At 74.5% G+C, this 23,338-nt stretch carries 17 protein-coding genes; 6 read left to right on the forward strand and 11 right to left on the reverse strand.

The window, feature by feature from the left end; translation table 11 throughout:
- Window positions 1–53: 53 nt before the first annotated feature.
- The 4 genes from AC3EVP_RS10855 to AC3EVP_RS10870 all read right to left on the reverse strand — a co-directional run bounded on the left by AC3EVP_RS10855 (window position 54) and on the right by AC3EVP_RS10870 (window position 8,789).
- Window positions 54–4,880 (reverse strand): DNA repair ATPase, encoded by a 4,827-nt coding sequence (locus tag AC3EVP_RS10855; protein WP_435128513.1) that lies wholly within the window; start codon window positions 4,878–4,880, stop codon window positions 54–56.
- A complete protein-coding gene (locus AC3EVP_RS10860; protein WP_435128516.1) occupies window positions 4,877–7,048 on the reverse strand; it encodes a flotillin family protein in 2,172 nt (723 codons plus the stop codon). The genes AC3EVP_RS10855 and AC3EVP_RS10860 overlap by 4 nt, the downstream gene beginning before the upstream one ends.
- Before the next feature lie 85 nt (window positions 7,049–7,133).
- Window positions 7,134–7,994, reverse strand: a complete 861-nt coding sequence (locus AC3EVP_RS10865) for a hypothetical protein (RefSeq protein WP_435128519.1) — start codon at window positions 7,992–7,994, stop codon at window positions 7,134–7,136.
- 243 nt (window positions 7,995–8,237) lie between these two features.
- Window positions 8,238–8,789 carry a YceI family protein gene (locus tag AC3EVP_RS10870; RefSeq protein WP_335970593.1) on the reverse strand — a complete coding sequence of 184 codons (552 nt, stop codon included), beginning with the start codon at window positions 8,787–8,789 and terminating at the stop codon, window positions 8,238–8,240.
- A 107-nt stretch (window positions 8,790–8,896) separates the two neighbouring features.
- On the opposite strand from AC3EVP_RS10870, the gene AC3EVP_RS10875 reads away from it, so the two are divergent.
- Window positions 8,897–9,397 (forward strand): MarR family winged helix-turn-helix transcriptional regulator, encoded by a 501-nt coding sequence (locus AC3EVP_RS10875; protein WP_435128522.1) that lies wholly within the window; start codon window positions 8,897–8,899, stop codon window positions 9,395–9,397.
- 364 nt (window positions 9,398–9,761) lie between these two features.
- On the opposite strand, the gene AC3EVP_RS10880 is transcribed toward AC3EVP_RS10875, so the two are convergent.
- The 3 genes from AC3EVP_RS10880 to AC3EVP_RS10890 all read right to left on the reverse strand — a co-directional run bounded on the left by AC3EVP_RS10880 (window position 9,762) and on the right by AC3EVP_RS10890 (window position 11,975).
- Window positions 9,762–10,823 carry a PucR family transcriptional regulator gene (locus tag AC3EVP_RS10880; RefSeq protein ID WP_435128880.1) on the reverse strand — a complete coding sequence of 354 codons (1,062 nt, stop codon included), beginning with the start codon at window positions 10,821–10,823 and terminating at the stop codon, window positions 9,762–9,764.
- Between the two features lie 265 nt (window positions 10,824–11,088).
- The gene (tatA, locus tag AC3EVP_RS10885; protein WP_335970590.1) at window positions 11,089–11,370 is read right to left on the reverse strand and encodes a Sec-independent protein translocase subunit TatA; all 282 of its coding nucleotides are present in this window, start codon (window positions 11,368–11,370) and stop codon (window positions 11,089–11,091) included.
- A gap of 272 nt (window positions 11,371–11,642) precedes the next feature.
- Window positions 11,643–11,975 (reverse strand): cupin domain-containing protein, encoded by a 333-nt coding sequence (locus AC3EVP_RS10890; RefSeq protein ID WP_335970588.1) that lies wholly within the window; start codon window positions 11,973–11,975, stop codon window positions 11,643–11,645.
- A 294-nt stretch (window positions 11,976–12,269) separates the two neighbouring features.
- On the opposite strand from AC3EVP_RS10890, the gene AC3EVP_RS10895 reads away from it, so the two are divergent.
- A complete protein-coding gene (locus AC3EVP_RS10895) occupies window positions 12,270–15,332 on the forward strand; it encodes an AfsR/SARP family transcriptional regulator (RefSeq protein WP_435128527.1) in 3,063 nt (1,020 codons plus the stop codon).
- Window positions 15,333–15,431: 99 nt separating this feature from the next.
- Here the strand turns inward: AC3EVP_RS10895 and AC3EVP_RS10900 are convergent, their stop codons facing one another.
- Window positions 15,432–16,109: a hypothetical protein gene (locus AC3EVP_RS10900; RefSeq protein ID WP_335970585.1), complete on the reverse strand. Its 678-nt coding sequence runs from the start codon at window positions 16,107–16,109 to the stop codon at window positions 15,432–15,434.
- Between the two features lie 217 nt (window positions 16,110–16,326).
- Here AC3EVP_RS10900 and AC3EVP_RS10905 point away from each other — a divergent pair, with 217 nt between their 5' ends.
- Entirely contained in the window at window positions 16,327–18,021 is a 1,695-nt protein-coding gene (locus AC3EVP_RS10905) for an MFS transporter (protein ID WP_435128531.1), read from the forward strand.
- Between the two features lie 51 nt (window positions 18,022–18,072).
- Here AC3EVP_RS10905 and AC3EVP_RS10910 read toward each other — a convergent pair whose 3' ends face one another.
- Window positions 18,073–18,615, reverse strand: coding sequence for a hypothetical protein (locus tag AC3EVP_RS10910; RefSeq protein ID WP_435128534.1), 543 nt, complete (start codon window positions 18,613–18,615; stop codon window positions 18,073–18,075).
- 274 nt (window positions 18,616–18,889) lie between these two features.
- Here AC3EVP_RS10910 and AC3EVP_RS10915 point away from each other — a divergent pair, with 274 nt between their 5' ends.
- The 3 genes from AC3EVP_RS10915 to AC3EVP_RS10925 are packed head-to-tail and all read left to right on the forward strand — an operon-like array spanning window position 18,890 to window position 21,776.
- On the forward strand, window positions 18,890–19,666 hold the full coding sequence (locus AC3EVP_RS10915) for a hypothetical protein (protein ID WP_435128537.1): 777 nt from the start codon (window positions 18,890–18,892) through the stop codon (window positions 19,664–19,666).
- Window positions 19,663–21,051: a sensor histidine kinase gene (locus AC3EVP_RS10920; RefSeq protein ID WP_435128540.1), complete on the forward strand. Its 1,389-nt coding sequence runs from the start codon at window positions 19,663–19,665 to the stop codon at window positions 21,049–21,051. The genes AC3EVP_RS10915 and AC3EVP_RS10920 overlap by 4 nt, the downstream gene beginning before the upstream one ends.
- Window positions 21,048–21,776 (forward strand): response regulator, encoded by a 729-nt coding sequence (locus AC3EVP_RS10925; protein ID WP_435128543.1) that lies wholly within the window; start codon window positions 21,048–21,050, stop codon window positions 21,774–21,776. The genes AC3EVP_RS10920 and AC3EVP_RS10925 overlap by 4 nt, the downstream gene beginning before the upstream one ends.
- Before the next feature lie 170 nt (window positions 21,777–21,946).
- Here AC3EVP_RS10925 and AC3EVP_RS10930 read toward each other — a convergent pair whose 3' ends face one another.
- Both AC3EVP_RS10930 and AC3EVP_RS10935 read right to left on the reverse strand, forming a co-directional pair.
- Window positions 21,947–22,360 (reverse strand): SPW repeat protein, encoded by a 414-nt coding sequence (locus AC3EVP_RS10930; RefSeq protein WP_435128546.1) that lies wholly within the window; start codon window positions 22,358–22,360, stop codon window positions 21,947–21,949.
- Window positions 22,361–22,574: 214 nt separating this feature from the next.
- A complete protein-coding gene (locus AC3EVP_RS10935; protein WP_435128549.1) occupies window positions 22,575–23,297 on the reverse strand; it encodes a TetR/AcrR family transcriptional regulator in 723 nt (240 codons plus the stop codon).
- Between the last annotated feature and the right edge of the window lie 41 nt (window positions 23,298–23,338).

Here is a 23,338-nt window from a genome sequence, read left to right on the forward strand (position 1 = left end):
GGCGTGGGCGGTGCCGCAGGCCGGCGGCACCCCGCCCTCGGCCGCGGCGGCGGTCAGGGGGTGTAGGGGGCTTTGAGGCGGGACCAGCGGAGCGCTTCGGTGGGGGTGAGGGTGCCGCGCAGCTCCGCGAGTTTGAGGAGGGCGGCTTCGGCGCCGTGGGCGAGGGTCTGGGCCTCGGCGCGGTAGTGGTCGGTGAGGGCGGCGTCGACCTCGGCGCGGTTCATGGTGGAGGTGATCCGCGCGGCGAGGCGGTTCATGTTGCGGTAGGAGCCCTGGAGGAGGAACGGGGGCTCGGTGCGGGACTCGGCCGAGCGCCCGGCGGAGTCGATGTAGGCGGCGTTGACGGTGAGCAGGGTGTCGCGGACCCGCAGCAGGTGCCGTAGGACGGCGAGGATCTCGTCCCGCTCGTCCGGGGCGTAGGGGTGGACCAGGTCGGCGGGGCGCGCCGTGGGGTCGCCGGCGGCGAGCCGCACCAGCAGGTCGAGGTCCGCCCGGTCCCGCCCGGCCAGGGGCGCGAGCACGGGGTTGGCGGTGAGCGCGTTCTCGACGTAGGAGAAGGCGAACAGCTCCTCGCGCCCGGTGAGCACATCCCCGAGGTTCCACACGTCGGCCCGGTTCGCCAGCATGTCCGGCACCCGGAAGACCGCGCCGGACTCGGTGTAGGGGTTGCCGGCCATGCAGACCGCGAACCGCTTGCCGCGCAGGTCGTACGCCCCGGTGGGCCCCTCGATCCGGCGCTGCGCGTCGCACAGCGGGATGAACTTCTGGAGGAACTCCGCCGAGGCGTGCTGGATGTCGTCGAGGTGGAGCAGCACGTTGGAGCCCATCTCCAGGGCGAGCCGGACCTTCTCCAGCTCGCGCCGGGCGGCGGCGTCGGGCGCGCGGTCGGGGTCGAGCGAGGTGGTGCCGCTGCCGAGGGCGGGCCCGAAGACGCTGACGAGCGCCAGCCCGAGGCTGCTCGCGACGTACTCCACCAGGGACGTCTTGCCGTACCCGGGCGGGGACATGAGCATCAGCAGGCCGCCGGCCGGGCCGAACTGCTTGGCGAGGCTGTCGCCGACCAGCGGCAGGTAGACCTCGTCGAGCAGCCGGTTGCGGACGAAGGAGGCGGGCGGGCGCGGCCGGTAGCCGTCGAGGGCGAGCCGTTCGCGTTCGGCGGCGACCACGGCGGTACGGTGCCGCTGGTAGGCGCGGTACGCGGGCACGTCCTCGGCGGTGAACCGCCGTACCCGGGCGAGGAGTTCGTCCAGCCGCAGGGTCATCGTGCCGTCCACCGCCCGGGGGTGGGCGGCGAGCAGCCCGCGTACGGTCACCTCGACGTCGGCGTCCACCTCGTACCGTACGGTGCCGGCGCCGCACAGCAGCCCGGCCGCGGCCTCCACGAGGTCGGGGCCGTCCGCGAACGGGTCCAGCCAGGCGCGGGCGAGCTGCCAGCGCGCGCCCAGGCCCGCGCCCGACTCCCCGCCGAGCGCGTCAAGATCGGCGCCGAACTCCTTGTACGGCACCGCGTCCGGCCCGCCCAGCGCCTCGGTCAGCCGCGCCACGACCGCCCGGGCGCCCGGGCCGAGCACGAACCCTTCCTGGTCGTGGGCGAGTTCGGCGACCAGGTACTCCCCCAGCAGCTGGGCGTCCGTCGCCGACTCCGGCGCCAGGGGCGCGGGCAGGTCGGCGCCGAGAAGGAAGTACCGGGCCCGCGCGCCGACTTCCGCGGCCAGCTCGCCGAGCGCCTGCCCGGCGCCCGCCCCGCCGAAGGCGGCCCTCGCCCGGCTGAGCGAGCGGGCCCGGGCGGTCCAGGCGGCCTGTTCGGCGGGAGGCGCGGCCTGCGTCCAGAACAGCAGTCCGCCCGCGCGGGTGGCCGCGGAGTACCGCAACAGCCCCGCGACCGCGGCGCGTTCGGCCAGCGCGGTGAGCAGCAGTACCGCGTCGTGGTCGTGCACGCCCCGTTCGTACCCCTCCGACGCGCGCTCGGCGACGGCGGAGCGTACGGCGCCGGGGATGTCCGCGGCGGCCGGGGAACCGTCGGCGAGCCGGTCCAGCAGCAGGCCGCCGGCGAGGAACTCCGCGCGGGACAGCTCCGGGGACTCCGAGACCAGCGGCCGGGACCAGAAGGCGCGGGTGGCCGCGAAGGCCGGGTCGGCCACCGGCGCGAGGTAGTCGGTGCCGGTGAGGGTGAAGGCGAGGCCGCCCGCGTGCGGGACGAGCGCGAGGTCCAGCGGCTGGGTGTTGACCGCGAAGCGGTGCCGGCCCAGGCGGATCGCGGCGCCGCCGTCCTCGTACAGGTCGAGGCGGTCGCGCAGGGCGGCCGTGGCGGCCTGGCGGGCGGCGGCGAGCGCCGCGGTGAGCTCCGCGGCCCGGGCCGGGTCGCCGAGGGTGCGCAACTCCGCGGCGATCCGCTGGTGTTCGGCCGCGAGCGGGTCGGAGGCGAAGTAGGTGTGGATCGCGTCGGCGCTGTCCAGGGTCGCCGCGCGGCGCCGGATGCCGTCGAGCAGGCGGGTGGCGCTGGCGGTCAACCGCTGGGCGCGCCGGGCCCGTTCGTCGGCGAGCGCCTGCTTGCGGGCGGCGAAGGTCTCCCGGACCTCCTCGCGGCGCGCGTCGAGCGCGGCGAGGCGCTCCTCGTCGGCGGCGAAGCGCGTGGCCAGGTTCTCGATCTGCACCAGCAGGCGGCCGAGCTGCTCCTCGCACGCCTCGGGGGTGCCCGCCGCGTCGAGCGCGGCGCCGATGCTCTGGGCGAGCAGCGCGCTCTGCGCGGCGAACTCCGCGCCGGTCTCCGCGGCCAGCAACTCCCGTCGGCGGGCGGCGAGTACGGCCCTTGAGTGGTTGACCGCGCCGAGCACGTCGGCGGCGGTGGCCAGGATGCGGGTGCGGACGGTGGCGTCGGTGATCTCCAGGGTGCCGGCGGTCTCGGTGACGGTGGCCAGGCCCGCGGCCTGCTCGTCCAGCGCGTCGGCCAGCGGCTCGGTGCCGGCGGCGGTCCCGGCCGCCGGGATCTGCGCGGCGATGTCCGCGACGCGCTGCCGGTAGCCGTCGAAGGCGGATTCGTCGGCGAAGTGCGCGGCGGCGCGGGACACCGCTTCGGCCAACTCCGTCGCCAGCAGGGCGTTCAGTGCGTCCAGCCGGGCCGGGTCGGCCTGCCGCATCTCCCGCAGGGTTGCCAACCGGCCCTGGCAGGAGCGCAGTTCGGTGAGTCGGGCGACCCACTCGTCCGCGGACGCGGCGGCCTCACCGCGTACCCGGCGGCCCAGCGCGGTGATCCGCGCCTCGGCCTCGTCGGCGGCCGCGGCGGCCTGCGCGGCGGACTCCCGCACCCGGGCGTACTCGGCGAGCACCTGCCGCGCGGTGTCGCGGAGCACGGTGAGCGGGGCCGCCAGGTCCTGCGCGGCCGGGTCGGCGAGCCAGTGGTGGCGGTCCAGGACGCGTTCGGCGGCGCTGCCCAGCGCCTCGTAGACGGCCGCGGCGGGCTCGGGCGCGAGCGCCGCGCGGGCCACCGACAGCGCGTCGGAGACCGCCCGGACCAGGTCCGGGTTGCCGATCCGGGCCAGCGGGCCGTCGCCGACGGGGCGGGCGGCGGCGCAGGTGTCGGACAGGAACGGGGTGTGCCAGCGCTGGAGGGTGTGCACCCGGCCGGGCTCGCCGCCCTCCGCGGGCCGCAGCGTGATCAGGGTGCCGTCCTCGTACAGCGCGCTGCCCTGGACGTGCAGCGGCGCCGCGGCCTCCTTGCGGATGAGGTTGTACGGCAGCAGCAGCCGGTGGCCGTCGGCGGGCGCGTGGAAGACGTAGAGCACGTCCTCGCCGTTGGCCGAGCGCACCACGCGCTCGAACTCCAGGGTGGCCGGGGCGACTTCGCCGGAAACGGGCAACGCGCCCGGCTCGGCGGCCGGTTCGGCGCGGCCGGCGAGGTCGGCCAGGTCGAAGGTGCGGGTGCCGCCGGTGGCGAGCACGTAGCCGCCGGGGAAGACCACGCCCTGGTCGTCCGGCAGCCGCAGGCAGACCTGGCCGAGCGCGTCGATCCGCTCGACCTGCTCGGTGCGGGTGTTGACCGCGAAGTGCCGGTCGGCGGACTCCCGGTAGGGGCGCACCCGCAGCAGCACCAGCGGCCCGGCGCCCGCGTACGCGACGTCGGCGTCCGCCAGCGACTGGAGGGCGTCGTCGACCGGCTCCTCGTGCACGGCGCCGCCGGTGCGCAGCGCGAGGACGCCGCCGGTCGTGTCGAGCGTGAGGGTGCCGCCGTCGGGCGCGGCCAGCGCGATGTGCGGGTGGCGGCCGGGGACGTACGCCTCGCGGCCGACCGCGCTCCAGCGCACCGTCTCCGCCGGCTCGGCGGGCTCCTCGCGGGCGGTGCCCTCGTACGCGCAGCGGCCGTCGCGGCCGATCCGCCAGCCCAGCGCCTTGACGTCGGCGGCGCCCGCGCCGGTCCGGAAGACGGCGAGCAGCCGCCCCTCCCAGGCCCGCACCCGCACCACCCGGGTCTGCCGGTAGTAGCGGTACAACTCGTGGAAGTCCCGTACGAAGCCGGGGTCGTCGAGCAGCCCGGCCGGCCCGGCCGCCTCCCCGGCCGCCTCCCCGGCCGCCTCCCCGGCCCCCTCCAGGTCGTCCGCCGGGCGGACCTGGAAGACGTCGGCGACGTCCTCGACCTCGGCCGGGTTCGCCGCGAACAGCAGCCAGGAGCCGACCGGCGCGATGTCGCCGGGCAGCGCCGGACGGGCGGTGCGCATCCGCTCGGCGCCGGCCAGCCGCAGTTCGGCGGAGCCGAAGACCTCCTGCCGGGCCGCGTTCAACGCCTCGGCGCGGCGGGCGAGTTCGTGCGCCGTCCCGGTCAGCCGGGTGCGCAGCACCTGGTAGGCGTCCCCGGCCGGCCCCTCGGTGGAGACCTGCTCGCTCACTTCTTCGCCAGTCCGTTCGCCGAGCCGGTCGCCGCGGCCGGCACCGGCGCGGGCCCACCGGCGGCACCCGCCGCACCCGGAACCCCCGCGGCGCCCCCGGCAGCCGCTCCCACGACCCCCGACAGGACCTCGTCCGCGATCCCCATCGCCCGTGCCTGCTCCAGGAGTTGCCGGAACCCGCCGGCCTGCGGGCCGCCGTCCGCGATCAGCCGGCCGAGCAGCCCGGCCACGCTCATCCCGCCCCACCCCGCGCCCAGCGAGGACAGCACGCGGGTCGCGTCCTGCGTGAACCGCTCCGACCCGTCCAGCCACGGCGCGGCCGCCGTCCGCACCGCCTCGGAGTTGGCGACGAAGGAGTCCACCGAGCGGGCCGCGCTGACCGCGCCGATCAGCCGGTCGAAGAAGACGTCCTCGCCGCCGACGATGCTGATGTCCGCCTTCTCCAGCCCGGTGGCCAGCACCGCCGCCTGCGCCTCGGCGATCTGCCGCTGCGTGTCGAGCCCGGCCAGCCGGACGTCCTTCTCCGCGGCCAGCCGCAGCCGGTACTCCTCGTGGCCGCGCGAGGCGTCGTCGAGTGCGGCCATCGCGGCGGCCTTCTCGGTCAGCCCGGCCGCCTCCGCCTTCAGCTTCTCCCCGATCATCGCGGCCTCCGCGGTGGCCTGCGCCGCCGTGCCCTCCGCCTGGGCGAGGGACTTGGCGCGGGCGCCCTCGGCCTCGGCCTTCAGCCGGGCGGTGGTCGCCTCGGCCTCGGCCGCGCCGACCTTGGTGATGGCGGCGGCGCTGCGCTCGCGCACCTCGACCTCGGCCAGTCCCTTGGCCGCGGCCTCCGCGCGCACCCCCTCGGCCAGCCGCATCTTCGCGTCGGCGTCCATCTGCGCGGCCTGCCGGCGGGCCTCGGCGAGCGTCAGGGACTCGCGGGCCTTGTGCTGCGCGGCCTGCTCCGCGGCCTCGGCGGCCTTGATGTCCTTGACCAGCCGCTCCTGCGCCTGCGCCTCCGCGGTGATGATCAGCGCCTGCCGCTCCCGCTCGGCCTCCTGCACCAGCCGCAGCTGCTTGATCGACTCCTCCTGCTCGGCGACGGTGCGGTCCACCGCGATCCGCTCGCGCACCACGTCGGCGACGTCCCGCCGCTCCCCCTCGACCTCGCGCTCCTTGGAGATCCGGGCGAGTTCGGTCTCGCGTTCGCGGGCGATGACCTCCAGCACCCGGTCCTTCTCGATCCGCTCGTTCTCCACCGCGATCACCCGCTCGCGGTTCTTCTGCGCGACGGCGACCTCGCGGGCCTGGTTCTCCCGCTGCACGCCCAACTGCTCCTCGGTGCGCAGGAACGCGCCCTGGGCGCCGAGGCGCTCCTCCTCCTGCACCTTGGCGGTGACCGCCTCCTCCTTCGCCCGCAGCGTCTCGACCTCGCGGCGCTGCTTGATCTCGGCCTCGGACTGGCGGCGTTCGAGCTCCAGGATGGTCTCCCGGGCCTCGACGTTCTGCCGGGTGATCTCCTTCTGCTCGGTGCGCTGGAATTCGTTGGTGCGCACGTGCTCGATCGCGGTCAGCTCGGTGATCTTCCGGATGCCCTGCGCGTCGAGGATGTTGGCCGGGTCGAGCTGGGTGAGCGGGGTCTGCTCCAGGAAGTCGATCGCGCAGTCCTCGAGGTGGTAGCCGTTGAGGTCGGTGCCGATCACCTGGATGATCTGGTCGCGGAAGTGCTCGCGGTGCGTGTAGAGGTCCACGAAGTCCAGCTGCTTGCCGACCGTCTTCAGCGCCTCGGAGAACTTCGCGCTGAACAGCTTCTGCAACGTGTCCTGGTGGCTGGCGCGTTCGGTGCCGATCGCCTGCGCCACCTTGATCACGTCCTCCTTGGTCTTGTTGACCCGGACGAAGAACGTCAGATGGATGTCGGCGCGGATGTTGTCCTGGCAGATCAGGCCCTCGCGCCCGGTGCGCTGCACCTCGATGGTCTTCACCGAGATGTCCATCACCTCGGCGCTGTGCAGCACCGGCAGCACGACGGTGCCGGTGAAGGTCACGTCCACGTGCTTGGACTTGGAGACGATCAGCGCCTGGCCCTGGGAGACCTTGCGGAAGAGCTTGGTGACGGTGACGGCCACGCCCAGGGCGATGAGCAGGAGGACGGCGACGAGCACGCCGATCCCGATGACGGTGGCATCCATGACGGATCAACCTCGATGCGGTGAAGCGGATATGAGTAGGTGCCGTGCGTGCGGGGGCGGTTGGGGGGATTGGGTGGCGCCGAGGTCAGGGCAGCGCGCGGGCGCCCGGTGGCGGCGGTCCGGCCGCGGGGTCCGCGTAGGGCGCGGCCCAGAAGAACTCGCCCTGCGGGTCGTAGTCGTAGAGCAGCGCGGTACGGCCGGCCGACAGCGGGCCGCCGGTGTCGCCGTCGGGGCGCCGGACCTGAACGATCGCGGTGGAGCCGTCGGGCGCGGTCACCTCCGCCTGGCCGAACCGGTCGGTGACGGTGCCGGTGCGCACCACGCAGACCAGGCCGACGAAGTCGCCCCGGGAGGGCGGCCGTTCGTGCGGGTAGAGGCGGCGCAGCGGGCGGACCAGCACCCAAGTGCCCAGCCACGCGCCGAACAGGGCGGCGGCGACCAGGGCGAGGTCGGCGGCGGCGCGGCCGGGGCCGTGCAGCCCGGCGCCGTCCAGCGCGGCCGAGCCGGCCAGGCTCAGGAACCAGCCGAGCGCGACGAGCAGGGAGAACACCACGGTGACGGGTACGCCGTCGAGTCCGGCGGCGGCCAGCAGGCCCGAGCCGCCGGGGTGTTCGCCGTGGGAACCGTCGGCGCCCGGGTGGCCGTGCGGGTGAGCGTCCGGGTGGCCGGGCGCGGATACGCCCGGGTGGCCGTCCGCGCCCGCACCGTACGAGCCCCCGCCGTACGGGCCCGCGTCGTGTCCCACGACGCCGTGGCCGCCGGCGGGGGCTGCTCCATGGGAACCCCCGTACTCCATGGAGTGCCCGCCGGCGGCGTCGTGGTGCCCCGGGCCGTGCGAGTCGGCCGCGCCGACCAGCACCAGACCCCAGAAGCCCACCACGACCACCAGCGCCCCCCCGAACAGGACCGTCGGAAAGCCGAGGCACACATCGACGAACTCCCCCATGCCGGATGCGCCTCCCCCTTGCCGTACCGCCTTGCCGGTCGGTCCTGCCGGGACAGATCGTGGCAGTGTCCGGGCGGGTACGGCATTTCCGCATCCCGGCAGAGTTGGCGCCACCGAGATGTCCGGGTCCGCCTGCAACCGAAACGCGGGCGGCCGCCGCAGGCACCGGTCAGGCACCTGCGACGGCCGTCGTACGCGGGGTGGGGCGGGCGTGCCCCGGTCAGGCAGCGGAGATCGGGAAGCTCAGGCGTCGACCTTCGCGGCCTCGATCTCCAGGGCGATGCGGATCTTGTCGCCGACCGCGGCACCGGCCGCGCCGCCGGTCACGCCGAACTCACCGCGGCTGATCTCGGTGGCGGCCGAGAAGCCGGCGATCGCGCTGCCGTCGAAGCTGGTGCCGAAGCCGTTCAGCTCCAGGGCGAGGGTGACGGGCTTGGTCACGCCGTGCAGGGTCAGGTCGCCGTCGACCTCGAAGACCTCCGCGGACTTGGCGCGGATGCCGGTGGAGGAGAAGGTCAGCTCGGGGAACTGCTCGACGTCGAGGAAGTCCGCGCCGCGCACGTGGGCGTCGCGGCCCTCGTTGTTGGTGCTCACCGACTCCGTCTTGATCACGGCGTTGACGGTGGACTCCAGCGGGTCCTCGGCGGTCACGATGGTGCCCTCGAAGGCCGCGAAGTGGCCGCGGACCTTCGAGACGCCGAGGTGGCGGACGTAGAACGACACGTCCGAGTGCACGGTGTCGATCTTCCAGGTGCCGGCGACGTAACCGTCGATCACTTCGGTCTGCGTGCTCATGGGGAGGGCTCCTCGGAATGGTACGGAGATCAGCAAGTCGTTTCGTTGAGCTTTCACACACACTACCTCGCTGGTATTGAGAGTTCAACCACCCGTATGCTGGGGACATGGACGACGTGCGCTGGCTGACCGACGAGGAGCAGGAGATCTGGCGGGCCTACATGACGTCGAGCGTGGAGTTCAACGCCTACGTCGACCGTCAGCTGCGGCGGGACTCGGGGATGCCCATGGCGTACTACGAGATCCTCGTGCGGCTGTCCGACGCGGACGGGCGGTGCCTGCGGATGAGTGAGCTGGCGGAGGCGTCGCTCTCCTCGCGCAGCCGGCTCTCCCATGCGGTGTCCGCGCTGGAGAAGAACGGGTGGGTGCGGCGGCGGCCCGCCGACGGGGATCGGCGGGGGTGGGTCTGCGAGCTCACGGCCGCGGGGTTCGAGGCGCTTGCGGCTGCCGCGCCCGGGCATGTCACGGCGGTGCGGGAGCATCTTTTCGACGTGCTCACGCCCGAGCAGCTCGATGTTCTGCGCGACATCGGGCGCGCGATCAGTGCGGGGTTGCGCACGGAGTGCGCTGCCGCGCAGGCGGAGGATGCGGCGGGGTGCGGGGAGTAGTTCCTGCCCCTCGGGGTGCGATGTCGTCCGCGGGTGCGTAGTGGCTTGTCGCGCAGTTCCCCGCGCCCCTGGGGGGTGCCCCTCGGGGTGCGATGTTGTCTGCGGCTGCATTGTGGCTTGGCGCGCAGTTCCCCGCGCCCCTGGGGGGCTGCCCCTCGGGGTGCGATGTTGTCTGCGGCTGCATTGTGGCTTGGCGCGCCCCTGGGGGGCTGGCTGCCCCTGGCGGTAGCCGTCCTCTGCGGGTGGGTGGTGTGCGCTGCGGAGCAGCTGCACATGGGCAGGGGCGCGGGGAACTGCGCGGCACGCCACAGGGGACCGGCACTCCGAGGACGGGCCGCAAGGGGCAGGACCCCGTCGGCGGGGGTCAGAGGGGGCGGGTGGGCCAGTTGAGGAGGCGGGCGCCGAGGGCGGCGGTCTCCAGGGTGTAGCGCTGGAGCGCGTCGTCGGGGTCGAAGCCGGTGAGGGAGGCGATCCGTTCGAGCCGGTAGGACAGGGCGCGGACGCTGAGGTCGAGCCGGCGCGCGGCCTCCGCGTTGACGTAGCCGGCGGCGGCGTACGCGGAGATGGTGTCGACCAGGGGCTGGGCGCCGCCGCGCGCGTGGACGAGCGGCCCGAGCACCGTGCGGACGAGGTCGGACATGGCCGCCCGGTCCCGCATGAGGACGGGGAAGACGAGCAGGTCGGCCGAGCTGAGGACGGGCCCGGTGAGCCCGAGCCGGTCCGCGAGGTCGAGCGCGCTGAGCGCTTCCTCGTACGAGCGGACCACCCCGGCGGCACCGCTGTGCGGGCGGCTGACGGCGACCCGCCCGGAGGAGGCGGCGAGCTTGACGAAGGCGTCGAAGGCGGGCTGCTGCCCGGTGGGGGCGACGCACACGATCCGGCCGTCCTTCGCGGCGACCAGCAGGTCGTGGTCGCCGAAGCGCCCGGCCAGCTCGCGTTCGACGCGGTGCAGCAGCGGGTGCGTCTCGTGGTAGTCCTCGCCGGCGGGCGCCGCGGCGACCCCCACCACATGGCGGTCGGCGAGCCGCAGCCCGAACTCCTCGGCCTGCTCGGCGATGCGCCCGGGGTCCGTACGGCCGTACAGCAGGTCGTCGATGAAGGTGCGGCGAGCCGCCGCGGCACGGCGCACCGCGTGCCGCTGGGCCCGGGCGTGGCCCTCGGCGAGGGCGGCGATCCCGGTCTCCAGCGCGGCGAGCACCGCGCTGCCGACCCGGCGCAGCTCGCCGGCGTCCCGCGCGCCGGCCACCCCCGGCAGCTGCGGCCAGGCCCGCCGGGCCTCGGCGAGGTGGACGGCGGTCAGCTCGCGCAGCCCGAACCCGGAGTCGGCGGCGTGCTCGCCCAGCACCCGGCGGCTCTCGCGCTCGGCGCGGGTGAGGGTGCGGCAGCTGCGGGATATCTCGGCCAGCGTCTCGGGGAATCCCGCGATGAACTCGGGAGGTACGGCACCGGTGCCGGCTCCGCCGTCCGCGCCGCGGCCGGTTCTGCCCGCGCGTTCCCGGCCCCCCGCGTGCCCAGCCCCCGTACCCGCCCCCGACGACACCACAGGCCCCCTCGTTCGCTTCCCGCACCCGGACGTCCTGAACGTACCAAGACTGCCGGGTCCCGGAAGCGGGGGGCCTGTCGATGGGCGCGCGCGACCGCGGCGCCGATGGGCGGGGTCGGTGGTCGGGGCCGGTGGCCGGCCGCCGGTGCTACTTCACCGAGCCGGTCGCGGGCTCCTGCGTCTGGGCCTGGTTGGCCGTCACCACGTCGCTGGGCGTGATCGCCTCGGGCGCCGGGGTGGTGGAGGCGGTGGGCGCGCCGCCGGCGGAGCCGCCGTCGTCGGTCTTCATCGCCTTCGCCTCGGACTTCAGGATGCGCATCGACTTGCCGAGACCGCGGGCGGCCTCAGGAAGCTTCTTCGAACCGAACAGCACGATGACGACGATCGCCACCACGATCAGGTGCCACGGCTCCAACCCGTTTCGCAACATGGGATGATCCTCGTTTCGTTATGGCCGACTCACAGCTCTCTAGTGTCGCATTGTCACCCGGTCAGCCCTACGGACGGACACCCGGGTACTCAAAGCATGCGCAAAAAGCTCGTGAACGGGAAGACCCAGCCACCCTTTTCCCGCCTTCCGGACACCCGGGTGCGGTGCCGCCACCCCCGCCGTGACCTGCGCGGGAATGCCCGTACGCGGCCGGGCGGCGGGTTTCCGCAATGCCCCCGGTCCGCGTGACAAAAGCCACCGTTGCGGAGGTTTCAGCGCCGCTTCGTGACCGTCAGGAGCACCGCGCTGTCCTCCAGCGCCTCCACGCCGTGCCGATCGTGCGGCATCACCAGCAGGTCCCCGGCCATCGCCTCCCAGGCGTCCTCCCCGCAGGTGAGCCGGACCCGGCCGCGCAGCACCAGCAGGGTCGCCTCACCCGGGTTCTCGTGGTCGGAGAGCACGGTCTGCGCGGTCAGCGCGATGAGCGTCTGGCGCAGTGCCTGCTCGTGGCCGCCGTAGACGGTCTGCGCGCTGCGTCCGTTGGAGGCGGCCGCGGCCTGGCGGAGGTGTTCGCGCACCTGTGCGTCCAGCGAGAATTTACGCATGGCCCGAGTCTGGCAGCGGGCGGGCCCGCGGCCCGGCAACGCCATGCCCGCACCTGGGTGGGAGCGGCGGCCGGGAGGGGCGGGCGGTGTGTGGGTCCGGCCGCGGCACCGGTTGCCCCCGTACCGCGGAAGGTGGGCTTCCGCACGCACCCGCGGCGGCCGGACCCGACGGCTTCATCATGGGGACGCCCGCCAACCGCCCGCTAACATGCGGCTAACGCTTCGTCCCCACCGGCCCCGTCCGGAAGCGAGCGGCGGGCCGCGGGCGAGTGATCCGGCCTGGGAGGTCCACGGATGCGGTTCGGCCTGCTCGGCACGGTCACGGTCGTCACCGACGACGACCCGGACGGCGACAGACCCGGCGGTATACCCCGCGGGCGCCCCGGCGACGTACCCGGCGGGCGCCGCGGCCACATACCCGGGGGGAGCCCCGGCAGCGCTCCCCCGACGATCGGCTCGGCGAAGGTCCGGGCCCTGCTCGCCGCGCTGCTGGCCGCGCCCGGCCGCGCGGTGCCGCTGCACCAGCTGAAGTCCGCGCTGTGGGGCGACGCCCCGCCCGCCACCGCCACCGCGTCCCTCCACAACCACGTCGCCCGGCTGCGCCGGGTGCTGCACGAGGACGGCCGCGACGGCTCCCGGCTGCGGGCCGCCCCGTCCGGCTACGTCCTGGACGTCGCCGACGGCGAGTTCGACGTGTGGACCTTCCTCGGCCACCACGCGGCCGCCCGCGGCGCGCACCGCGCCGCCGACTGGACCGCGGTGCTCCACGAGTGCCGGGCCGCACTGGCGCTGTGGCGCGGCGACCCGCTGTCGGACGTACCGCTGCGCTCCGACGCGCTGCGGGCGCTGGCCGCCCATCTGACCGAGGCGCGGCTGCTCACCCTGGAGTGGCGGTTCGACGCGGAGCTGGCGCTCGGCCGGCACCAGGGCCTGGCCGCGGAACTGGCGGGCCTGGCCGCGGCGCACCCGATGCGCGAGACCTTCCACCGCCAGCTCATGCTGGCGCTGCACCGCACCCACCGCCAGGCGGAGGCGCTGGCCGTCTACCACCGGCTGCGCCGCACCCTGGTCGAGGAGTTGGGCGTCGAGCCCGACATCGCGCTGCGCACCGCCTACCAGGAGATCCTGACCGCGCCCGCGGACCCGAAGGAGACTGCGGCCGGCGGCGCGGGCGGTACGGGCGGCGCCGAGGTGACGGCCCACTCAGCCGCGGAAGCGGCACCGGGCACGGATACGGCGGCGGCCGGGACGGGGGCCCAGGCGGGGGCCGGGGCCGGGGCTGGGGCAGGGGCAGGGGCAGGGGCAGGGACCGGCACGGGGGCCGGGTCACCGTCGCAACTCCCCGCCGACACACCCGACTTCACCGGGCGCGCGGCCGAACTCGACGTACTGCTGGCCGCGTTGCGCGGCGGCCCGGAAAGGCGCGGGCCCCGGATCGCAGTGGTCTCCGGCATGGGCGGGGTGGGAAAGACCGCGCTCGCCGTCCGCGCCGCGCACCTGCTGCGGGCGGAGTTCCCCGACGGCCGGCTCTACGCGGACCTGCGCGGCTTCGGCGCCGGTGACGCCCGCGACCCCGCCGACCTGCTGGCCCGCTTCCTCGGCGACCTCGGCGCCGACGGGCAGCCGCTGCCCGCGGACCCGGACGACCGGGCGGTGCTGTGGCGCGACGCGCTGCACGGGCGGCGGGTGCTGCTGATGCTGGACAACGCCGGCGACGCGGCCCAGGTGACGCCGCTGCTGCCGGGCGGCGGCGACGTCGCGGTGGTCATCACCAGCCGGCGCGCCCTGGGCGAACTGCCCGGCGCCACCCGGCTGACGCTGGAGCCGCTGTCCGCGGGCGAGCAGCGGGAGTTGCTGGTCTCGCTGTGCGGCAGCCGGCGGGTGGCGGCCGAACCCGAGGCCGCCGCAGGGGTGCTGGCCGCCTGCGGCGGGCTGCCGCTGGCGCTGCGCATCGCCGGTGCGCGGATGGCGGCCCGCCCGCACTGGCCGCTGAGCGCGCTCGCCGCGCGCCTCGACGGCCCGGACGGCGCCCGGCTGCGTGCCCTGTCCACCGGCGGCCTCGCGGTCCGGGACACCTTCGCGATGAGCTACGTGGCGATGCGGGACAGCCCGGCGTCCGCGGACCGGGCGGCGGCGGAGGCGTTCCGGACCCTGGGGCTGTGGCCGGGCGACGGCCTGGACGCACCGGCCGCGGCCGCGCTGCTCGGGCTGGGCTCCGCGGACGCGGCCGACGACGTCCTCGAAGCGCTCGTCGACGCCCACCTGCTCCAGGCGCCCCGGCCGGGCCGGTACCGCTTCCACGACCTGGTCGGCGAGTTCGCCGCGGAGTGCGGGCGCGCCGAACTCACCGCCGGGCAGCGCCGGTCCGCGCTGCGCCGCGTCACCGTCTGGTACGCCGCCACCGTCGCGTCCGCGCTGGCCGTACTCGCGCCCGAGGGCCACCCGTTGCCGCCGCTCGACGAGCAACCGCCCCTGCCGCCCGTCGGGTTCGCGGGCGACGAGGACGCGCTGCACTGGTGTGTCCGCGAACTGCCCGCGATCAAGGCGGCGCTGACCGTCGCGGTCGCCAACGGCTGGTCCGACGTGGCCTGGCGCACTGCGGCCGGACTGTTCGGCTACGCGCAGGCGTACTGGTGGAACGGCGAGTGGACCGCCTGCCTGGAGGAGGCGATGGCCTGCGTCACCGCGCGCGGCGACGCGCTCGGGCTGGCCTGGATGCACAGCCGGCTCGGCGTCGCGCACGGCATGGCCGAGCGGTACGGGCCGAGCCTTACGCACCTGCTCGCCGCCCGCAGCCGCTTCGAGGCGTCCGGCGACCTGCACGGCGTCGCCGCGATCCTCACCAACCTCACCGCCCTGTACCGCAGTACGGGCGAGTACGGCCTCGCGCTGGAGCACGGCCGCCGCTCGCTCGCCCTGCACCGCTCGCTGGGGGCGGTCGACCGGGTGGCCACGGTGCTGGGCAACCTCGGCGACACCCACCTGTTCGCCGGCGACCCGGTGGCCGCCGAGGAGTGCTACCGCGAGGCGCTGGCCGCCTGGCGCGCCCGCGGCTCGCTGACCAGCATCTCCCGCACCCTCACCAGCCTCGCCGAGGCCAAGCTCGCGCGGGGCCGCCCGGCTGAGGCGGTCGACGCGCTCACCGAGACACTGGCGCTGCTCGACCGGCTGGGCGACCGCGCCACCGCGGCGGACGTCCTGGAGGTGCTGGGCCGCGCCCACCTGGCGCGCGGCGACCGCGCGGCGGCCCGCGCCTGCTGGCAGGAGGCGCTGGACCTGGCCCGGGCGCACCGCCTGAGCGCGGAGGAGGCGGCGGTGCTGCGCGGCCTGGCCGCCCTCGACGCCGCAACGACGTAGGCCGTGTCCGCCAAGTCCCGTCTCAGGTACGGGGCTTCGCGGACACGGCCCGGCGCCGGGCGGGCCGGCCGGCCCGCGCGCGCGACTCGCCGGTGCTGCTTACGGGTGGTACTTCTCGGCGATGGTCACCGCGGCGGCCAGCGAGGAGTCCAGGGTGACGCGGACGGTGACGGCACCGGTCTTCGCGGCGGTCTCCAGCTGGTCGATGGTGCACTTCGTGGTGCCGTAACCGTTGCTGTCCATGGTCACGTTGCCGTCGTCGGCGCCGCAGATGGCGGCCGCGCCGAGGATCGTGGTGGCGTTGGAGATCATGAACGCCTGGTCGGTGCCGCCGTTGTCCGGCTTGACGATCAGCTTGCCGGGCGCGAGGTAGCTCATCTTGCCGACCAGCGTGCTCTGCTGGCCGTCGTCGCTGCCGCCGGAGGAGCTGGAGGAGCCGGAGGAGTCCGAGGACTCGACGGCCGGGCAGGTGCCGGTCTCCTCACCGATGCTGTTGATCTCGGCGTTGGACCGCGGGTCGCCCGCGTAGTTGATCTGGTCGGTGCACTTCACCCCGGACTGCTTGGCGGCGCCGGACTGCGAACCCGAGGACGAGCCCTTGCCGTTGTCGGACGACGTGGAGGCGGCGGGCTGACCGGCCTGCGCGGTGCTCGTGGCGGCCGGGGTGCCGGTGGAGGCGGCGTCGGTGGCGTCCTCGGGTCCGCACGCGGTCAGCGCGAGCCCCGCGACGACGAGTACGGCGGCCGACAGTCCCCAACGAGCAGTCCGGATACGCATGGTGTCCCTCTTTCACTTCGGCGCTTCCCCCACCGGAAGCGGTGGCGGTGCGGGCGGCCCGAGCCCCTCACGAGGTGCCCGCCCTGCTGACAAGATGACCTTGGCACGGCTCATCCGCCCAAGTCAGCGCCTGTTACGTCCCCGTGGCACAACGCCATCGGCGTGACGACAATCGACACAGGAGCATCGCGGGAACCCAGGGAGAGGACCATCCGACGTGTCCGAACAGCAGCCGCCGCCCGGCCCCGGTGCCCGCCCCGACCGCTACAAGTGGGTGGCGCTGTCCAACACCAGCCTCGGGATGTTCATGGCGATGGTCGACGCGTCGATCGTCATCATCTCGATGCCCGCGATCTTCCGCGGCATCCACCTCGACCCCTTCGCGGCGGGCAACATCAGCTACCTGCTGTGGATGATCATGGGCTACCTGCTCGTCACCGCGGTGCTCGTGGTGAGCCTCGGACGGCTCGGCGACATCGTCGGCCGGGTGCGGATCTACAACCTCGGCTTCGTCGTCTTCACCCTCGCCTCCGTCGCGCTCTCCTTCGACCCCGCGCGCGGCACGCACGGCGCACTGTGGCTGATCGGCTGGCGGATCGTCCAGGCGCTGGGCGGCGCGATGCTGATGGCGAACTCCGCAGCGATCCTCACCGACGCCTTCCCGGCCCGCCAGCGCGGCATGGCCCTGGGCATCAACCAGATCTCCGCGCTGTCCGGGCAGTTCATCGGGCTCGTGCTCGGCGGGCTGCTGTCGGCGTGGGACTGGCGCGCGGTGTTCTGGGTGAACGTCCCCGTCGGGATCTTCGGCAGCATCTGGGCCTACCGCTCGCTGCGCGAGATCTCCACCCGCAACCCGGCCCGCATCGACTGGTGGGGCAACCTCACCTTCGCTGCGGGCTGCGGGCTGGTCCTGGTCTCCATCACCTACGGCATCCAGCCCTACCGCGGCCACACCATGGGCTGGAGCAGCCCCAAGGTGCTCACCGGGCTGATCGGCGGCGGTGTGCTGCTCCTGGCGTTCGCGCTCATCGAGACCAGGGTCGCGCAGCCGATGTTCCACCTCGGGCTCTTCCGCGACCGGCACTTCGCCGCCGGGAACGCCGCGGCGCTGCTCGCCTCCGTCGCCCGCGGCGGCCTCCAGTTCATGCTGATCATCTGGTTGCAGGGCATCTGGCTGCCGCTGCACGGCTACGCCTTCGAGGACGCCCCGCTGTGGGCCGGCATCTTCCTGCTGCCGCTGACCGCCGGATTCCTGCTGGCCGGCCCGGTGTCGGGAACCCTCTCCGACCGGTTCGGGGTGCGCTGGTTCACCACCGGCGGGCTGGTGCTGTTCGGTTCCAGCTTCGTCGGGCTGCTCCTGCTGCCGATCGACTTCCCCTACTGGGCGTTCGCGCTGCTCATCCTGCTCAACGGGATGGGCTCGGGGATGTTCTCCGCGCCCAACACCTCGGCGATCATGTCGAGCGTGCCCGCCTCGCACCGCGGCGCGGCCTCCGGGATGCGCTCCACCTTCCAGAACTCCGGCACCTCGCTGTCGATCGGCGTCTTCTTCTCCCTGCTGATCGTCGGGCTCGCCGACCGGCTGCCGCACACGCTCCAGGCCGGGCTGCGCGCCCAGGGCGTGCCCGCGGACGTCGCCCACCAGGCGGCGACGCTCCCGCCGGTCTCCACGGTCTTCTCCGCGTTCCTCGGGGTGAACCCCGTAGAGACGCTGCTGAAGCCCTCCGGGACACTGGCGGCCCTGCCCGCGAAGAACCGCGACGTGCTCACCGGCAAGGAGTTCTTCCCGCACCTGATCTCCGCGCCCTTCCACCACGGCCTGGTGATCGTCTTCGCGACCGCGGCGGGCATGTCGCTGCTCGCCGCCACCGCCTCCGCCCTGCGGGGCACCCCGGGCGGTGCGCCGGAGTGACCCGTCCATGACCGTCCCGGACCGTCCCGGACCGGCGCGGACCGGCGCGGATCAGGCGGAGGCCAGCGCCGCCGGTCCCGCGCCCCGGCCCTGCCGCCGTACGGCCGCGGCCTGCGCGGCGAGGGTGAGCGTACGGGTCAGCGTCATCGCCACCGCCATCAGCAGCAGCGCGTCGGTGAGCGCGTCGGCGGTGACCCGGTGCGCCAGCATCCAGTGCCCGAGCTGCGCGGAGAACCAGTGCTCCGAGCCGTACGAGAAGGCCGCGCGGGCGCCGATCACCACCACCCACAGCGCCGCGTACGCCCATCCGGTACGGCTGACCGGCCGCCCGGTGCGGGGGCTGCGGTAGACCTGGGTCAGGCCCGCCGCGCACAGCCCGCACGCCGCCCCGACGACCACCGCGACCACCTCCACCCCCAGCCCGTACCCGCGGGTGGCGGGCGACTCGACGAACAGCGGCACGATCGCGGCCGCCATCAGCAGCGGCCGCAGGATACGGAAGGCGCCGACCTTGCGGTGCGGCCCGAGGTCCGCCTCCAGCACGGCGAAGAGGACGGCGGCGTTGATCACCATGGCCTGGGTGAGCGTGGACATGAGCGGATTCCTGTCATCGAGGCCGGACCTGGGGCCGGCCGTGGCGTACGCGGCGCCCACAGACTCGCCCCCGCACCGGTACGACCGCGCCGTAGCGCGGGGCGAGATCCGGGGTGACCGGCGCCGCCCGCCCGCCGCGCGGTCACCCCGCGCCCTCACCCCCGGGATCACCCCGCGCCTCACCCCGCGGTGTGACGCCCGCGCCCGCCCCGCTCCGTAACGTCGCCGCCGACGGGCCCGACCGGGCCGCCGACACCCACCGGAGGAGCTTCCCGTGCTCGAGGTACTGGCCGTGATCGCGATCGTGGCCTACGTGATCGGCCGCCAGCTCCTCGGCGAGTCGCTGCGCGGCAAGCGGGTCCTGCTGCTGCCCGCGATCCTCGTGGTCGTCGGCCTGACCCGGCTCGACAGCGGCAGCCACCCTGTGCACGCGGCCGACATCGCGTGCCTGGTCGTCGGCGGTCTGATCGCGGCGGCGATCGGCGCCGGCCAGGGCGCGATGATGCGGCTGGAGAACCGCGAGGGCGGCCTGTGGGGGCGGATGCCGGTCCGCGGCCTGCTGCTGTGGGCCGCGCTGGTCGCCTCCCGGCTGGTCATGACGCTCCTGGCGAGCGCGCTGGGCGCCCACGTCGCCGCCTCCACCGCGCCGGTCGTCCTGCTGCTGGGCGTCAACCGGCTCGGCCAGGCCGCGATCATCACCCGCCGCGCCCTGACCGCGGGCATCCCCTTCGCCCGCGAGAAGGACGGCTCCGTCTTCCTCGCCGGCCGGCTCTCCGACCTCGGCGCCCGCCTCACCGGCCACGACGACGCCGCCCCGCACCGGCCGCGGGCGCCGTACGAACGGCAGGACGACCGGTACGGCCAGGGGTCCGACCAGGCGTACGACCACGGGTACGGTCACGGCTACGACGAGGGTTACGGCCAGGGGCACGGCCCAGCGTACGGCCCGGGCTACGGCGGCCGGTACGGCGCCCCCGACCACGGCGGCCTGGGACACCGCGACGACCGCCGGAGCCGGGTCGGCCGCCGGGCCGCACGGCGTTTCCTGTGACGGCCGCACCCGCGACCACCGCCACGACCATGCCGACGACCGGACCCGCCACCGAGCCCGACCCGCAGCCCGACGACCCGCAGCCCTGCTCCCGGGCCGATGCCCGTACTACCGGCCCCGCGCCCGCCGCACAGGGCCGGGTCGGGGTCCGGCCGGGGCCCGGCCACGACCCGGCCGACTATCGTGCCGATGTGCTGACCTCCGCGACCTGGCTGATCCGCGCGAGCGCCTACGTCCTGTTCGGTGTCGACCTGTTCACCCACCACACCTACGGCCCGGTGGAACACCCCTCCGTCGTGGCCGGCTACCTGCTGTCCGGGGCGCTCACCCTCTGGGCCCTGCTGCTCACCCGTGACGAGCACACTGTGCGGCGCACCGTCGTCCAGTCGCTGGCCGTGTCGATCTCGACCGCGGTGGCGGTCCAGCCGGGCGCGACCACGCTGGTGGGCGTCGCCATGATCGCCGTCATCGACGCGGCCACCGGCATCCGGCACTTCGAGGGCTGGTGCGTCTTCGCCTCGGCGGTGCTCGCCGCCGAGGTGGGCCTGCTCTTCAGCGCCGCCGACCCGAAGGCCGCCCAGGGCATCCCGCTGCTGCTCGCCGTGGGCCTGCTCTCGGGCTTCAACCGCCGCGCCTACCGGGTCCGGGCCGAACAGAACAAGGCGCTGCTCGCCCAGGCCGAACGGCTGCGCGCCGAACAGCGCCGGGTCGCCGTGCTCGACGAGCGCACCCGGATCGCCCGCGAGATCCACGATGTGCTCGCCCACTCGCTCGGCGCCCTCGGCATCCAGATCCAGGCCGCCCGCGCCCTGCTGACCGACCACCAGGACACCGAGCGGGCGGTCGAGGTGCTGACCACCGCGCAGCGGATCGCCTCCGACGGGCTGACCGAGACCCGCCGCGCCGTGCACGCGCTGCGCACCGACACCCCGCCGCTCGCCGACGAACTGGCGCGGATGGCCGCCACCCACGAGCAGCGGCACGGGAGTACGGTGACGCTGACCGTGGCCGGCGGCGCGACAGCGCTGCCGCCGGACCAGGCGCTGGCCTTGGTACGCACTGCACAGGAGTCGCTGACCAACGCCGCCAAGCACGCGCCGCACCGGCCCGTGACCGTCGATCTGCGCTATGGGGACCAGGACGTGACGCTGACCCTCACCAACCCGCTCGGCCGCGGCGCCCCGCCCCCGGACGACCCGCCGCGGGACGCTGCCGCACCGGCCGGGCCGGGCGGCACCGGCTTCACCACGGTGGACGGCGGCTACGGCCTGACCGGGATGCGCGAGCGGCTGCTGCTGCTCGACGGCACCCTCACCGCGGGCCCGGTGGACGGCCGCTGGCAGGTCACCGCGCGCGTGCCACGACACGCGCGGGCCACGGCATGACCGGCGCTCCTCCCGCGGCCGGTGCCGCGGCCGGTGAGCCCGCGCTGCGCGTGGTGGTCGCGGACGACCAGGCCGCCGTCCGCGAAGGGCTGGTGCTGATGCTGGACCTGCTGCCGGGCATCGACGTGGTCGGGTCGGCGGCCGACGGGCGGCAGGCGCTGGAGGTGGTCGCCGAGCAGCGGCCGGACGCGATCCTGCTGGACCTGCACATGCCGGTGATGGACGGCATCGAGACCACCCGCCGGCTCACCGCGGACCACCCGGACGTGGCGATCGTGGTGCTCACCACCTACGCCGACGACCGGTCGGTGCTGGAGACGCTGCGCGCCGGCGCGCGCAGCTACCTCACCAAGGACGCGGACCGGCTGCACATCGCGCAGACGCTGCGCAGCGCCACCGCCGGGCTGACGGTGCTGCACCCCCAGGTGCAGGCCACCCTGCTGGCCGCGACCGGCCCGAACGCCGCGCCGGACTCCGGTACGGCGCCCGAGGCGGACCCCGACGGGGAGCCGGCGCGGCGCGGCGCGCTCCCGGACGGGCTGACCCGGCGCGAGGCCGAGATCCTGACGCTGATCGCCCGCGGCCGGAACAACGCCGAGATCGCCCGCGACCTCTTCCTCAGCGGCAACACCGTGAAGACCCACATCAACCGGATCTTCGCCAAGACCGGCTCCCGCGACCGCGCGGCCGCCACCCGCTACGCCCGTCAGCACGGCCTGGACTGACCCCCGCACAGCTCCCCCGGACAACTGGCCCCGAACAAGTGGCCCCGAACAACGGGCCCCGGACACACACGTGGGCGGCCCCTCCGATCGAAAGGGAGGAGTCGCCCGCGCTTTTCTCTCCGGTGCGCTACTGGCTTTTCTTGCCGACCGCTCTTACGAGCGGGCACCGGTCAGGTACGGACCCTTCGCTTCATCAGGCCCATGCCCATGGTGGCCAGACCAAGCAGGCACGCAACACCACCAACTACCGCGTTGTTCCAGATCGTCTTGTGGATATCGGCGTTACCCGACACCACCCACGGGGCGATGATCGTCCACACGCCGATCGCGATCGCGACCCAGCCGAGTCCGTGGGTCCGCTCCAGAACCGAGCCGTACCCCATGGCCAGCACGGCCAGGGCGATGCCCACCACGAGGTTGGTGACCCGCAGGCTGGTGAGGCCCGTGAAGCCCACCACCCAGGGCGAGATGGCCAGATACAGGCCGGTGAGCAGGCACAGGCCCTCGATGACACCGGCCATCGGCTTGTTCCCCACCACCGCGTACTGGTCCCGCAGGGACCTGATGTCCGGGTGGTCCTCCATGGTGGAGCGCGTCGACGGAGACGTCGGCGAATGAGTCGAATCGGTGGCCATCTAAGCCACCTCCCTTTCGCATGTGCAGTCGCTTCTGACGCCGGATGTCCTTCGGTTCTCCATCCCGAAGCTGCCGCATCCTTACTCAGCGTAAAACTCCTGGCGGCTTTGTGGCCACCCGACGCCGTGACGGTTTGCCCGCATTGGCGGTCCTTTGGACTGCCTACCCAGGGGTCCCGGGTCGAACACGCCCCAAATCCGCATCGATCGCAAGTTTTGCGATATTCGCGGCGGCCGCGGCATCCGATACCGGAGTCGCCGCCTCGCTGTCCGCGGGCGCCACCTTGGGCGCGGCGTCCACCAGCACGGCGGCCGCCTCGCGGGCGACGGACGCGGCCGTGGGGTCCCGGTCCAGCTGGGAGCTGAGGGTGGCGCCGTCGTAGAGGAGGTGCAGCTGACGGGCGAGGCCCTGGGGGTCGGCGACCCCCGCCTCCGCGGCGAGTTCGGCGAACAGGCCCCGCATCCAGGCGCGGTACTCGTCCGTCGCCTTCTCCACGGAGCCGCCGCGCGGCGCTTCGGCACTGGCCGCGGCGAACGCGCAGCCGTTGTACCCCGGGGAGGTGATCAACTCGCCCTGCGCGTCGAACATGCCGAGCAGCCGCTCCCGCGGGGTGCGGAACCGGGTCAGGACCCGGGTGATCCGGTCGACGCTGCGCTCCCGCCGGTAGTCCAGGTAGGCCCGGACCAGGCTCTCCTTGCTGCCGAAGCAGTTGTACAGGGACGCCTTGGCCACCCCGGCGTGCTCGATGACGCGGTCGATGCCGACCGACTGCACGCCTTCCGCGTAGAACAGCTCGTTGGCCGCCAAGAGCAGGCGTTCGCGGGCGGAGGTCCTCGTCGGCCTGGACTCCTTCGCCGGTCCTTCCGGCACGGCCTTCTGCACCATCCCGATCACCTCTCAGACAACCCTGTCTAGTCTATCGCGGC

The sequence above is a fragment of the Actinacidiphila sp. bgisy144 genome (genome assembly GCF_057708105.1).